The sequence below is a fragment of the Actinophytocola sp. genome, assembly GCF_035634895.1.
GTDB lineage: Bacteria > Actinomycetota > Actinomycetes > Mycobacteriales > Pseudonocardiaceae > Actinophytocola.
Genome location: NZ_DASQCC010000216.1, coordinates 23,945 through 36,644 on the forward strand (window position 1 = coordinate 23,945; position 12,700 = coordinate 36,644).

12 protein-coding genes are annotated in these 12,700 nt (G+C 71.3%); 6 read left to right on the forward strand and 6 right to left on the reverse strand.

Annotation, left to right across the window (positions count from 1 at the left end):
* From VET29_RS33130 to VET29_RS33145, 4 genes are read left to right on the forward strand one after another with little or no spacing between them, the layout of a single operon-like run.
* Positions 1-1,005 (forward strand): ABC transporter ATP-binding protein, encoded by a 1,005-nt coding sequence (locus VET29_RS33130; protein WP_324928113.1) that lies wholly within the window; start codon positions 1-3, stop codon positions 1,003-1,005.
* Entirely contained in the window at positions 1,002-1,934 is a 933-nt protein-coding gene (locus VET29_RS33135) for an acetylxylan esterase (protein WP_324928115.1), read from the forward strand. The genes VET29_RS33130 and VET29_RS33135 overlap by 4 nt, the downstream gene beginning before the upstream one ends.
* Positions 1,931-2,746 (forward strand): acetylxylan esterase, encoded by an 816-nt coding sequence (locus VET29_RS33140; protein ID WP_324928117.1) that lies wholly within the window; start codon positions 1,931-1,933, stop codon positions 2,744-2,746. Before VET29_RS33135 ends, VET29_RS33140 begins: the two co-directional genes overlap by 4 nt.
* Positions 2,743-3,837 carry an aminotransferase class V-fold PLP-dependent enzyme gene (locus VET29_RS33145; RefSeq protein WP_324928119.1) on the forward strand — a complete coding sequence of 365 codons (1,095 nt, stop codon included), beginning with the start codon at positions 2,743-2,745 and terminating at the stop codon, positions 3,835-3,837. Before VET29_RS33140 ends, VET29_RS33145 begins: the two co-directional genes overlap by 4 nt.
* A gap of 8 nt (positions 3,838-3,845) precedes the next feature.
* Here VET29_RS33145 and VET29_RS33150 read toward each other — a convergent pair whose 3' ends face one another.
* Positions 3,846-4,802 carry a YafY family protein gene (locus tag VET29_RS33150; protein WP_324928121.1) on the reverse strand — a complete coding sequence of 319 codons (957 nt, stop codon included), beginning with the start codon at positions 4,800-4,802 and terminating at the stop codon, positions 3,846-3,848.
* Between the two features lie 54 nt (positions 4,803-4,856).
* Here VET29_RS33150 and VET29_RS33155 point away from each other — a divergent pair, with 54 nt between their 5' ends.
* Positions 4,857-5,576, forward strand: a complete 720-nt coding sequence (locus tag VET29_RS33155) for an alpha/beta fold hydrolase (protein ID WP_324928123.1) — start codon at positions 4,857-4,859, stop codon at positions 5,574-5,576.
* A 24-nt stretch (positions 5,577-5,600) separates the two neighbouring features.
* Here VET29_RS33155 and VET29_RS33160 read toward each other — a convergent pair whose 3' ends face one another.
* From VET29_RS33160 to VET29_RS33180, 5 genes are all read right to left on the reverse strand, one after another.
* Positions 5,601-7,175, reverse strand: a complete 1,575-nt coding sequence (locus VET29_RS33160; RefSeq protein ID WP_324928124.1) for a succinic semialdehyde dehydrogenase — start codon at positions 7,173-7,175, stop codon at positions 5,601-5,603.
* Entirely contained in the window at positions 7,172-8,812 is a 1,641-nt protein-coding gene (locus VET29_RS33165; protein WP_324928126.1) for a GMC family oxidoreductase, read from the reverse strand. Before VET29_RS33165 ends, VET29_RS33160 begins: the two co-directional genes overlap by 4 nt.
* Positions 8,813-8,925: 113 nt before the next feature.
* Positions 8,926-9,360, reverse strand: coding sequence for an SRPBCC family protein (locus VET29_RS33170; protein ID WP_324928128.1), 435 nt, complete (start codon positions 9,358-9,360; stop codon positions 8,926-8,928).
* 57 nt (positions 9,361-9,417) lie between these two features.
* Positions 9,418-10,917 (reverse strand): response regulator, encoded by a 1,500-nt coding sequence (locus tag VET29_RS33175; protein WP_324928130.1) that lies wholly within the window; start codon positions 10,915-10,917, stop codon positions 9,418-9,420.
* 296 nt (positions 10,918-11,213) lie between these two features.
* Entirely contained in the window at positions 11,214-12,095 is an 882-nt protein-coding gene (locus VET29_RS33180; protein ID WP_324928132.1) for an alpha/beta hydrolase, read from the reverse strand.
* A 138-nt stretch (positions 12,096-12,233) separates the two neighbouring features.
* On the opposite strand from VET29_RS33180, the gene VET29_RS33185 reads away from it, so the two are divergent.
* Entirely contained in the window at positions 12,234-12,680 is a 447-nt protein-coding gene (locus VET29_RS33185) for a MarR family winged helix-turn-helix transcriptional regulator (protein ID WP_324928134.1), read from the forward strand.
* The last annotated feature ends 20 nt before the right edge of the window (positions 12,681-12,700 follow it).

Genomic DNA, 12,700 nt, shown 5'->3' on the forward strand with positions numbered 1-12,700 from the left:
ATGGCAGAGGTACGGCTCGACGGCGTCACGAAGTCCTTCGGCGGCAAGACGGTCGTCGACGACCTGTCCCTGACCGTGCGCGACCGGGAGTTCCTCACGCTGGTCGGCCCGTCCGGCTGCGGGAAGTCGACGACGCTGCGGATGATCTGCGGGCTGGAGCGCGCGAGCGCGGGGCAGATCTACTTCGACGACCAGCCGGTCGGCTGGCTGCCCGCGAACAAGCGGGACGTGTCGATGGTGTTCCAGAGCTACGCGCTCTACCCGCACAAGACCGTCGAGCAGAACATCGGTTTCGCGCTGAAGATGCTGCGGGTGCCCAAGGACGAGATCGCCCGGCAGGTCCGCGAGGCCGCCGGCACGCTCGACATCCTGGACCTGCTCGACCGCAGGCCCAGAGAGCTGTCCGGCGGGCAGCGGCAACGGGTGGCGCTCGGCCGCGCCATCGTCCGGGAGGCCGGCGCCTACCTCCTCGACGAGCCGCTGTCCAACCTGGACGCGCAGCTGCGGGTGCTGATGCGTGCGGAGATCAAGCGCCTGCACGTGGACCTGGCACGGACGTTCATCTACGTGACGCACGATCAGGTCGAGGCGATGACCATGTCCGACCGGATCGCGGTGATGAAGGACGGGGTGGTCCACCAGTGCGCGACGCCGGACGAGATCTACGCCCGCCCCGCGAACCGTTTCGTGGCCTCGTTCATGGGCAGCCCGCCAATGAACTTCCTGACCAGGGAACGGGTCGTGCTCGGTATCCGGCCCGAGAACGTGTCGCTGTCGGTGACGCCACGGGAAGGCCACGAGCCGGGCGAGGTCTTCATCACCGAACCGTTGGGCGCGGACGTCCTGGTGACCGTGCGGCTCGACGGCGACCTGATCAAGGCCCGCGTGGCGGCGCCCTTCCACCTCGGGCACGACAGAACCATCCACATCGGACTGGACCGGACGAAGCTGCACTACTTCTCGGTCGAGGACGGCCGGGCGCTCGAGGAGGGGAAGGCGAGTTGAGGGATCCTGAGGCGGCCACGATCGAGGTGCCGCGACCGGCCGACTTCGACGAGTTCTGGGCCGAGAGCGTGGCGGCGTGCACGGCGCTGCCGTTGCGGCCGTCGTTCGAGTACGCGCCGGGCTTGTCTACGGACACGGTCGCGGTGTACGACGTCCGGTACACGAGCTACCAGGGCGTGCGTGTCGCGGCGTGGTACACGACGCCCCGCGACGGTCCGGCGCCCTACCCGGGGCTGGTGACCATCCCAGGGTACATCTCCGAGCCGGACGTGCCCCGGCGCTGGTCGGAGCTGGGGTACGCCGCGCTCGCGGTGGCACCGCGGGGAAAGCTGCGGTCCAACGCCGTGTTCGACCCCGGCTACCCCGGCCTGCTGACGCACAACATCGTGGACCACCACACCTACGGCTACCGCGGGTTCTACCTCGACGTCGTGCGTGCGGTCGACGTGCTGGCCGGCCGGTCCGAAGTGGACACGAGCCGGATAGGGCTGCAGGGGTCGAGCCAGGGCGGCGGGTTGGGCATCACGACGGCCGCGTTGCGCCCCGAGGCGATCGCCTGCGTGAGTGCCGGTGCGCCGTACCTGTGCGGGATCATGGCGGCGACCCGGCTCACGCGTTCCTATCCCTACGAGGAGATCACCGAGTACCTGCGGGTGCACCCGGACCACGCGCCGCTCGTGGCCGAGACGGTGTCCTACTACGACGGCATCAACTTCGCGCCGAAGGTGCGCGCGCCGGTCATGATCTACCTGGGGCTGGAGGACGACGTGTGCCCGCCGGAGACCGGCTTCGCCGTGCACCGGGCGCTGCCCGGTGAGCACCCGCTGCACACCTATCCCCGCTGTGCGCACCATGCCGGTCTGCCCCGGGTCATGACGGTGGTGGAGGAGTTCCTTGCCGAGCACCTGGCGCCGGAGGTGGGGGCATGAGTTTCGACGACTACTGGGACGCGGTCGACGACGAGCTGGCGCGGCTGCCCGCCCGGCCCGTGCTGGAGCCGGTGCCGTCCCGCACGACCGAGGACTACACGTCCTACGACGTATGGCTGACCAGCGCCGGGCCGTACCGGATCTTCGGCAACCTGAGTGTCCCGACTGGACCGGGTCCGTTCCCCGCGCTGCTGGAGACCCCGCGGTACGGCAGCGTCAACCAGGTTTCCCACCACAACGAGAAGCTCCGGTACGTGGTGTTCGCGGTGACGCACCGGGGGCAGCGCAACGCCGACACACCGTTCGCGGCGGCGTATCCGGGGTTGTTCACGCACGGCATCGAGTCGCCGGAGTCCTATGTGTACCGTGGGATCGTCGCGGACTGCCTGCGTGGCGCGGAGTTCCTGCTCGCGCGGCCCGACACGGACCGGGCGGGCGTCGTCGGCGACGACCTCGCGCTGATCACGGCCGCCCGGCGGACAGGCTTCACGGCACTGCGGGTGGCCGAACCCCTGTTCTACCGGGTGTCCGACCGGCCGCCGGAGGAGCTTGCCGACCACCTGCGGGCGCACCCGTCGGCGCAGGTGTGGGAGACGCTGTCCTACTTCGATCCCGTCCGGCACGCACCCGGGGTCGGCGCCACCACGCTGCTCGCGACCGACGACGGGTCCTGGTACGAGCCGCTCGCCGACGCGCTGCCGGACGCCGAGATCTACCCGCTGACCCACGAGGACGCCGCGGACAACGACGGTCTGGACGCGTGGCTGGCCGGCAGGCTGGGCGTCGAACCGATGAGCCGTTTCGTGCGGTGAGCCCTCCGTTGGACGTGCGGCCGGTCATCAACGCGGCCGCGACGCTGACCACGCTCGGCGGCTCCCTGCTGGCCCCACCGGTGGTGGCGGCGATGGCCGAGGCCGCCGGCCGGTTCGTGCACGTTCCCGAGCTCCAGGCACGGGTCGGCGAGCGGATCGCGACCCTCACCGGCAACGAGGCGGCGTACGTGTCCTCCGGGGCGGCGGCCGGGATCACCCTGGCCGTCGCGGCCTGCATGGCGGGCACCGAGGGCCTGACGGCGTTCCCCGCCCTGGACGGCATCACCCGGACCGAGGTGGTGGTCTTTCGCGGCCAGCGCAACGGCTACGACTACGCGGCCAGGATGACCGGGGCCCGGATCGTGGCGGCCGACTCGGTGCGCGCGGCGCTGGGCCCCCGCACGGCGTGTGTGCTGTGGTTCGCCGGGGCGCACTACGCCGGCGGCGCGCCCCCGGTCGAGGAGATCGTGCCGGTCGCGCGGGAGGCAGGCGTGCCGGTGCTGGTGGACGCGGCGGCGCAGGTCCCGCCGATCTCGTCACTGTGGCACTTCACCCGGGAGGTCGGCGCGGACGCCGCGATCTTCAGCGGCGGCAAGGGGCTGCGGGGGCCGCAGTCGAGCGGCCTGGTGCTCGGCAGCCGGTCGATCGTGGACGGCTGCAGGGCCCACGGCTCGCCCAACCACGCGATCGGGCGGGGAATGAAGGTCGGCAAGGAGGAGCTGGCGGGCCTGCTGGCCGCGGTGGAGTGGTCCCTGGCCCGGGACGAGCCGGCGGTGCTGGCCGCGTACGAGGCGATCGTGGCCGGCTGGGTCGCGGGGCTCACCGGCCTGCCGGGTGTCCGCGCGGAGCGCGGTTATCCCAGCGAGGCTGGCCAACCACACGGCCGGGCCATCGTCACCCTGACCCCGCCGAGCGGCTGGACCCGGGACGAGCTGGTCGAGGCACTGTGGACCAGGAACCCACGAATCGCGGTCGGCGTCCTCGACGACGCGGTCTCGCTGGCGCTCAACCCGCAGACCGTGGAGCCGGGCGAGGACGTCGTCGTGCTCGACGCCCTGCTGAGCCTTCTCCGGAGCCGCCGCCCCGGTTGACCGGGTGGTCAGTGACGAGCGCAGGCGGACAGCTGGTCGGCCAGTCTCGCGACCTCCGTCCGCAGCTCGTCCGGGCGCTCGATCTCGAAGGTACAGCCCAGCCAGGCAAGCACCGCGGCGGCCCAGGCCAGCGTGTTGGCGCGGAGCAGCAGCCGGACACCGCCGTCGGTCTCGGTGAGCGTCGCCACGGTGGCCGGGAGCTTCGCCCGCACGTCGGCGATCGCCATGTGCAGGAGCACGGACACCTCGTGCGGGTAGGGCACGTCGGCGAGCCCGGACAGCACCTGAGCGATCGGGTCGAAGCCGGCCGGCACCTCGAACGTCCCGGGCACCGGTGCCGCGACCGCGACGCGGTCGAGGCGGAAGGTGCGTACGCCACCACGCAGGGAGTCCGCGCCGGTCAGGTACCAGCGAGCCGAGTGGAACACCAGGCCGTACGGCTCGACCCGCCGCTCGGTCGAACCGCCACGCCAGCTCGTGTAGGTGATCAGGACCGGCTGGCGGCGGCGCGCCGCGTCCGCGAGCACCAGCAGCACGCCGGTGCCCGGCGGCTGCGCGGACCACTCCGGCACCGTGAAGCCCGCGGTGGACAGCAGTGCGTCGAGCCGGCGACCGAGCGCGTGCGGCAGTACCCGCCGCACCTTCGCGGACGCGCTGTCCGCCGCCTCGGCCGTCGCCGTGCCAAGGCCCCCGCGGCGGCCGGCGACGAGCCCGAGGACGACCGCCACCGCCTCGTCGTCGGTCAGCATGAGCGGCGGCAGCTTGTAGCCGGGGGCCAGCCGGTAGCCGCCGTACCGGCCGCGCCGCGACTCGATCGGGATGCCCAGGTCGGTGAGGTGCCGCGCGTAGCGCCGCAGTGTCCGTTCGTCGACGCCGAGGCGTGCCGCGAGCGTGCGCACGGTGTGCGTGCCGCCGGTCTGCAGCAGTTCCAGCAGCGCCAGCACACGAGCCGTGGGGCGGGTCACACCGGTGACGATACCGGGCGGGTTCTGCCCGGTATCGGACCTAGCGTCCCGGACATGACGACCTACGTTCTTGTTCCCGGTTTCTGGCTCGGCGGCTGGGCATGGCGACCCGTCGCGGACGCGCTGCGGGCGCGCGGCCACGAGGTGCACGCGTTGAGCCTGACCGGCACCGGCGAGCGGGCACACCTGGCACGACCGGAGGTCGACCTGGACGTGCACGTCACCGACGTGGTGAACCTGCTCCGCTACGAGGGCCTCGGCGACGTGGTGCTGGTCGGCCACAGCTACGCGGGTGCGGTGGTGATCACCGCGGCCGCGGACCGGACCCCGGACCGGGTCGCGAAGCTCGTGTTCGTCGACACCGGACCGCTGCCGGACGGGGTGTCGCAGTCCGAGTTCGACGACCCGGACGAGCGGGCGGCCAAGGCGGCACTGGTCGCCGAGCACGGCGAGGGCTGGCGGCTCCCCCCGCCACCGTGGGCACGGCTCGGCTTCGACGCGGACGTGCTGGCGACGCTCGCCGAACGCTCGGTGCCCCACCCGTGGGCGACCGCGACCACCCCGGTGTCGCTGAGCGGCCGGTGGGAGACGCTGCCCCGGCTGGGCATCCTGTGCACCTTCACCGAGGAGCAGGCCCGCGCCATGGCCGGTGCACCGCTCTTCCGGCACATGGCCGACGAACACTGGGTGTACGAGGAGCTGCCGACCTCGCACTGGCCCATGTTCACCCGCCCGGCCGAGCTCGCGGACATCCTGCACCGCGCCGCGACGTAGCCGGTGACGTGACCCGCCCGGCCGCTACCGGATGCGCATCTTCCGCATCATCCTCAGTCCCGAGAGCATGCGTTCGACATGCTTCGCGTAGTCCTGGCCGGGCCGGGGGCCCATCACCTGCTTCTTGAGCACCGCCAAGTTCTGCACGTCGGTGTACTTCAGCAGCCCCTGGTCGCCGTGCCGGGCGCCGACGCCGGAGTTCTTGACGCCGCCGGACGGCGTGCCCTTCGCGGCGTACGCGGTGGCGAGAATGTCGTTGACGTTGACGTTGCCGGACTCGACCCGCGCGGCCACGGCGCGCGCCGCGTCGAGGTCGCCGCCCCAGACCGAGGCGTTGAGGCCGTAGTCGGTGTCGTTGGCCAGCGCGACGGCCTCATCGACGGTGCGGTAGGAGTGCAGCGCGACGACCGGCCCGAACGTCTCGGTGACGCCGCAGAGCATGTCCTTCGTGACGCCCTCGAGGATCGTCGGCTCGAAGAACGCCGGACCGAGGTCGGGACGGGGCTTTCCGCCGCAGAGGACGGTGGCGCCCTTGGCGACGGCGTCCTCCACGTGGGACCGGACGCGACCCATGTGGTCGACGGACACGAGCGAGCCCATCTCCGGGCCGAAGTCGTAGCTGGCGCGGACGTCGAGTGACTTCGTCGCGGCCACGAACGCGTCCCTGAACTCGTCGTACCTCGACTCCGGCAGGTAGATCCGCTCGATGTGCATGCAGATCTGCCCGGTGTTGCCGAACGCGCCGAAGATCGCGCCCTGCACGGTCTCCGCCATGTCGGCGTCCTCGAGCACGATCATCGGGTTCTTGCCGCCGAGCTCGAGGCAGCAGCCGATGAGGTTCCGCCCGGCCCGCTCGCCGATCACCCGGCCGGTGGCGGTGGAGCCGGTGAACATCACGTAGTCGGCGTTGTCGATGAGCGTGGGGCCGACGTCCGGACCCTCGCCGCACACCACCTGGAACAGGCCCTCCGGCAGGCCGGCCTCCTCCAGCATCCGCACGCCGAGCAGCGGCGAGAGCGCCGTCTTGTTGTCGGGCTTCAGCACGACGGCGTTGCCGGCCATCAGCGCCGGGATGGCGTCGGAGATGCCGGTGGCGAACGGGAAGTTCCACGGCGCGATGATGCCGACCACGCCCTTGGGCCGGCGGATCTCGGTCGACGTGGTCAGCATCGGCACCGGCCCGCCGCGTTTGACCGGCGCGAGCAGCTTGGCGGCCCGCCGGAGGTAGTGGCTCATCACCATCGGCGGGTCGCAGGTCTCCTCGATCGCCATCCGCCGGTTCTTGCCGCTCTCGGCCTGGATGAGGTCGGTGACGGCCGGCGCGTTGTCGACGAACAGCGTGTGTGCCCGCTTGAACACCGCCAGCCGCTGCCGGACCGGGGTGGCGGCCCACCGCCGCTGCGCCGCGCGGGCGGTGGCGAACGCCGCCTCGATGTCGGCCGGCGTCGACTGCGGCAGCTCGACGAGGACCTCTCCCGTGTAGACCTCGGTGAGCGGCCAGGTCGCACCGGCCGACCCCGGCACCCGGGAGACGAGCTGGGCCAGGAACGGGTCGGTCACCGAAGCCGGGCGGGTGAGCGCGACAGGCGTGAGGGTCATGCCGACCTCTCCTTGTCCGACAGGACGAGTTGCGCGCCCATCTCGCCGATCATGATGGCGGGCGCGTTCGTGTTGCCGCCGGTGATCGACGGCATGATCGACGCGTCGCAGACCCGCAGTCCCTCGACGCCGCGGACCCTGAGGTCGGGCCCGACGACCGCGAGCTCGTCGACGCCCATCCGGCAGGTGCCGACCCCGTGGTAGACCGACGTGGCGCGGTTGAGGATGGCGTCGCGCAGCTCCTGGCCCCGCAGTCCCTCGCCGGGATGGGTCTCGGCCTTGATCGACCCCTGGAACGCCGGTGACGCGAAGATCTCCCGCACCATTTCCGAGCCCTCGGCGAGCACCTCGAGGTCGGCGGGGTCGGCCAGGTACTGGAAGTCGATGAGCGGCGCCGCCCGGGGGTCGGCCGACGCGAGCCGCAGCGTGCCGCGGCTCTTCGGGTAGATCAGCGTCGCGAGCACGGTGAGCGAGGTGCGCTTGTCGACCCTGGCCCGGACCGGCAGGTCCTGGTTAGGTGACGCGTACGCCCACGGCAGGAGGTGTAGCTGGAGGTCGGGCACGTCCCGGGCCTGGGAGGTCCTGAGGAACGCGAGCACCTCGAAGACCGAGTTCGCCATGAAGGTGGTGCCCGGCCTGATCAGCTCCCTGACCAGGCCCCTGGCGAAGTACGGCGCCGTGCCCTTGTTCCTGCTGGACGACGCCTGGAACGTCAGCGCGTGGAACATGTGGTCGTGCAGGTTGTCGCCGACCGGCAGGTCCGCGACCACGTCGATGCCGTGCTCCCGCAGGTGCGCGGCGTGGCCCACGCCGGACAGCATGAGCAGCTGCGCGGATCCGACGAACCCCGCCGAGAGGATGACCTCCCTGCCGGCGCGGACGGTCCGCCGGGTGCCGTCGGAGTCGGTGACCTCGACACCGGTGGCGCGGCCGTGCTCGATGACCAGCCGGGTCACCAGCACCTCGGACTGCAGCTCCAGTGCCGGGGACGCGAGGTGGTGGAGGTAGGCACGCGAGGCGCTGTAGCGCAGACCGTCCGCGGCGTTCTGCTGCATCCAGCTGACGCCCTCCTGCGACTCGGCGTTGTAGTCGTCGAGGACCGCGCAGCCGATCGTGTCGGCGGTCGCCTGGATGAACTGCTGCGACCCCTCCTGCGGGATCTTGTTGCGGGTGATCCGGACCGGTCCGCCCGCGCCCCGGAACGCGTTCTCGCCGTCCTCGAAGTCCTCCAGGCGCTTGTACGCGGCGTTCACGCTGTCCGCGTCCCAGCCCACGTTGCCCGCGGCGGCCCACGAGTCGAAGTTGGCGCGGTTGCCGCGCACGTAGACCATGCCGTTCACGGAGCTGGAGCCACCGACCACCTTGCCGCGCGGCACCGGCATCTCCCGGTTGAGGAGGTGCTTCTGCGGCACCGAGTAGTAGCCCCAGTCGACGAGCTTCTTCAGCTGTGGCACCGAGTGCATCGGGCCGATCATCCCGGGCTTCGTGACGAGCAGCTGCTCGTCCGACTTGCCGGCCTCGAGCACGATCACGGTCGCGCCCGCCTCGGCCAGCCGGCCCGCGATCGCGGCCCCCGAACTACCCGACCCGACCACCACGTAGTCGGCCTCGTCGCTCCGCGGCACCCTCTTGGCCATACCCCGCTCCTCGATCCGCCGACCCGGCCATAACTGTAACCTGTTCTAGTTCTGCAGACGAGGTGTACGTGTGCCGGCGGGTCGAAGTCAAGGGAGAGGCGTCGGCGTGCTCCTCAGCCGAACCGCGTGACGAGCCGGTCGAGGGTGGCCTCGATGCCGCGCCGGTTGCGGGCGGGGAACCCCAGCAGCTCGATGGCACGCGGCGACGAGGCGGTCGACCAGTCGAACGTCTCGGTGACCTCGGTGCGGCCGTCGCCGAGGTCGACCAGCCGCCAGCGCCAGCGGTGCCCCGAGAAGTGGCGCCAGGCGATCAGCCGGCCCTCCTCGAACTCGACGACCGTGTTCAGGATCGTGTACGGCAACCCGAGGCGCATCCGCATACCGAAGCGGGCGCCCAGCGACAGCCTGCCCGGCCCTTGACCCAGCGACGCCCGCACGCTGCCGGACCCGTCCAGCTCGGGATGGCGGGCCGGGTCGGCGAGCAGGTCGAAGATCCGGTCGGGCGGCGCGGCGACCGTGCGGCTGCTGGAGATCTGACGGTCGGACATTCGTCCACGGTAGACGGGTCGGCACCCGCATGCCGTCCTGAGCCTACGGGCGGAGGTTCAGGTGGCTCTCGACGTCCGGGACCGAACCGCTCGGCGGACGGTGGCGGTCAGTGTTTCCGCGGTGTAGGGCTTGGTGAGTGAGTGGGCGTCGTCCGGGAGCAGTCCGCCGGCTCCCCATGGCATGTCGACGAACCCCGAGACGTAGACGACGGGCATCTCCGAGTCGAGCGCGTTCGCACTTTCCGCGAGGTCGATGCCTCCCATGTCCGGCATGGCGATGTCGGTAACCAGGCAGTCGAACGTTCGGTTCCGGAGAAGCGCCAGCGCGTCGACGCCACACGTCGCGGTCAGTACCTCGAACCCGGCGGTGGTGAGGAACCGGGTGGCGATGGTCCGCAGTTCCTGGTCGTCATCGACGATGAGCAGTGTTCCTCGCGACTGGCCGGTGTCGCCGGGCGGCGGGTTGTGTCGGACGTGCCCGGCGCTTGGCACGTACACGTGGACGGTCGTTCCCGCACCGGGTGTGGAGGCGATGCTCATCCGGCCGCCGGCATGGTTGACGATGCCGTAGGTCGTGGCCAGACCGAGGCCGCCCCACGGTGTCCCGACCTTGGTGGTGAAGAACGGTTCGATGGCGTGTTCGAGGGAATCGGCCGCCATGCCGCGTCCGTTGTCCACGACCGCGATGTGGACGAACTCCCCGTCCGGCGGCGCGGTGGGGTGATTCCTTGCGCGGGACGCCACGATGGTGATCGCGCCATCGCTCGGCACCGCCTCGACGGCGTTGACCGTCAGGAGTCGCAGTGCTTCCGCGAGCTGGGACGGGTCCATGTGGACGGTGGTCGGCGGTTCGGCGAGCCGTAGTGACAGGGTGAGCGCGGGTTCCTGCTCGACGAACGCTGGCACCGTGGCCCGGATGAGGTCGTTCACGTCGAAGCGGGTCGACGCCGGGAGGTCCTCGTGGTCGTCGTGGTCCTCGTGGTCGACGGGTGGCGGGCGGGACACCCGGCCGGTCATCCCGCGGGGCACGGCACGGCCTTGCCCGACGCCGCCGTGGTTGGCCAGCATGTTGGCCAACGTGTCATCGAACTCGTGGGCGATCCCGGCCGCCATATGAACCAGCCTGGCAAGGCGTTCCGTGACGTGCTGGCGTGCCCCGGCGGCGTGGCGACGGCCTCCGGCACGCTCGCGGTCCTCGTCCGTGCTGTCGTCCGTGCTGTAGTCGATGATCGCCACGGCGCCTGTCGGGCGATTGTCGTCGCCGGCGAGCCAGCGCAGCACCACCTCGACGGTGCGCCGTGACCCGGCCTCGACATCGGTGTGGCAGCGGAAATAACGGCCCTCGCGCTTGTTCTTGTCCGGGTTGCGGGTGGACACGCGAACCTCCGGGATCAGAACCGATTTCAGGTCCATGCCCAGGAGGCCCTCCTGGGACCTGTGGGTGATCTCCGCCAGTCGGCGGTTGGCATACTTCGCCGAACCGGCCGGATCGATGACGGCGATGCCTACGGACGCGAAGTCGGCCATCTCCTGGAACAGTCTCCTGCTGTCATTCATGTGATGGACCTCGCCCTGACGGTCTGCCGTTGATACGTCGGAGGTGTCGTGACCTTCGAAACCTCCCCCTACCAGCAGTCTGTCCCACGATGCCCACAATGGACGGGACTTCACCCGTTCGGGGAATGTGGTTCGACGGTCTCCGGTGACGCCGGTCCGGTTGACGGCCTCAGCTCACCCCATCCGTCGTCGCCTTCGCCTGGTTCCTGCTGTCGTTCCGGCACGGGGCGCTGTACCACGCCCGGTCGTTGCCGAGCCGTGGCGGAAGACGGACCTGACGGCCGGACCTGCGCCGCTCACCCGCCGGCGAGGACCTCCCGGAGCTTGTCCGCGAACTCCTCGGGCTTGCCCGCGTAGCCGAACTCGTCGCCGAGGAAACCGCCGTGGTGGCTCGGGAAGACCGTCGCCCGCTGACCGAGGACCGCCGCGGTCGCCACCGCCGACCGGGCCGTGAAGGCGTTGCCGGTCTCCTCCCCCACCGCGATCACCACGCGGGTCGGGGCCGCGTTCAGCGCCTCCGCGTCCGGCCGGAAGTCCGTCACGGCCCAGGACCGGTCCGACAGCAGGGGGTCGTCGCGCTTGCCGTCGTCCTCGGTGGGCATGCCGAAGGCCGCCGGGTCGGCCGGCGGCAGCGCGAAGTACGCGTCGCTGTACTCCCCCTGCCACTGCGTCATCCCGACGAACGCCGCCATCGCCGCGCCCATCCCCCTGGCGTTGTACGTCTCCGTGACCGCCCCGCGAGCCCGCTCGGCCGCCTCGGCGTCGGGCAGCAAGGGGATGATCGGCGGCTCGTGCGCCACCAGCGTCGTCACGTCGCCGGGGTGTGCCGCCACCAGTGCCAGTGCCGTCACCGCACCGCCGCTGCTCCCGAACATCTCCACCGGTCCCACGCCCAGCGCCTCGATCACCGCGTGCACGTCCTCCGCCTGAACCCGCGGGGTGTTGTCGACCCGCCCGTCCTTGCGCACGCTGCGCCCGAGCCCCCGCGGGTCGTACGTGACCACCGTCCGCTCGGGCAGGTGCGACGCCAGCCTGGCGAACCCACTCGCGTCCATCGGCTGCCCGATCATGAACAGCGGTGGCCTGCCGTCCTCGGCGGGCAGCGGGCCGTACACGTCGTACACGATGTCCGCGCCCTCGGTGCTGAGCGTGTGGGTCTGCCTGTCTCTCGGCGCCATGGCTGGGCCCTCCCGGTCGTGATGTGGGCAGACCCTAACGCCTGCCACCGACATTCGCCGTCGTCCGCCGACGAGCCACCCCGGGTCGCGGCCGAGCGAGGTAGTTACAGTCAATTTATTAATGTATTGTAAGTACCCGTGGATGCGACACCGACGGACGACCCGGCCGAGGTGGCCGCCGCGCTCCGCCTGACCATGAGCCGGATCGTGCGCAAGCTGCGGCTGCGCAAGAGCGCGGTCGGGGACGTGACCCTCTCCGAGGGCTCCGTGCTCGCCCGCCTGGACCGCGACGGTCCGGACTCGCCCACCTCGCTCGCCGCGCTCGACGGCGTGCGTCCCCAGGCCATGGCGACCACCCTCGCCGCACTCGAGGAACGCGGCCTCGTCAGCCGCACGCCCGACCCCGGTGACGGCCGGCGGTCCGTCATGGCCGTGACCGCGGCGGGCCGGCAGGTCGTCGCCGACCGGCGGTCCACGTCCGTGCGCAAGCTCGCCGACGCGCTCGAACGCGATTTCACCCCGGACGAGCGCGCCACCCTGCACGCCGTCCTGCCCCTGCTCGACCGTCTCGCGGAGCGCCTGTGACCGTCACCCGGGACCGCGCC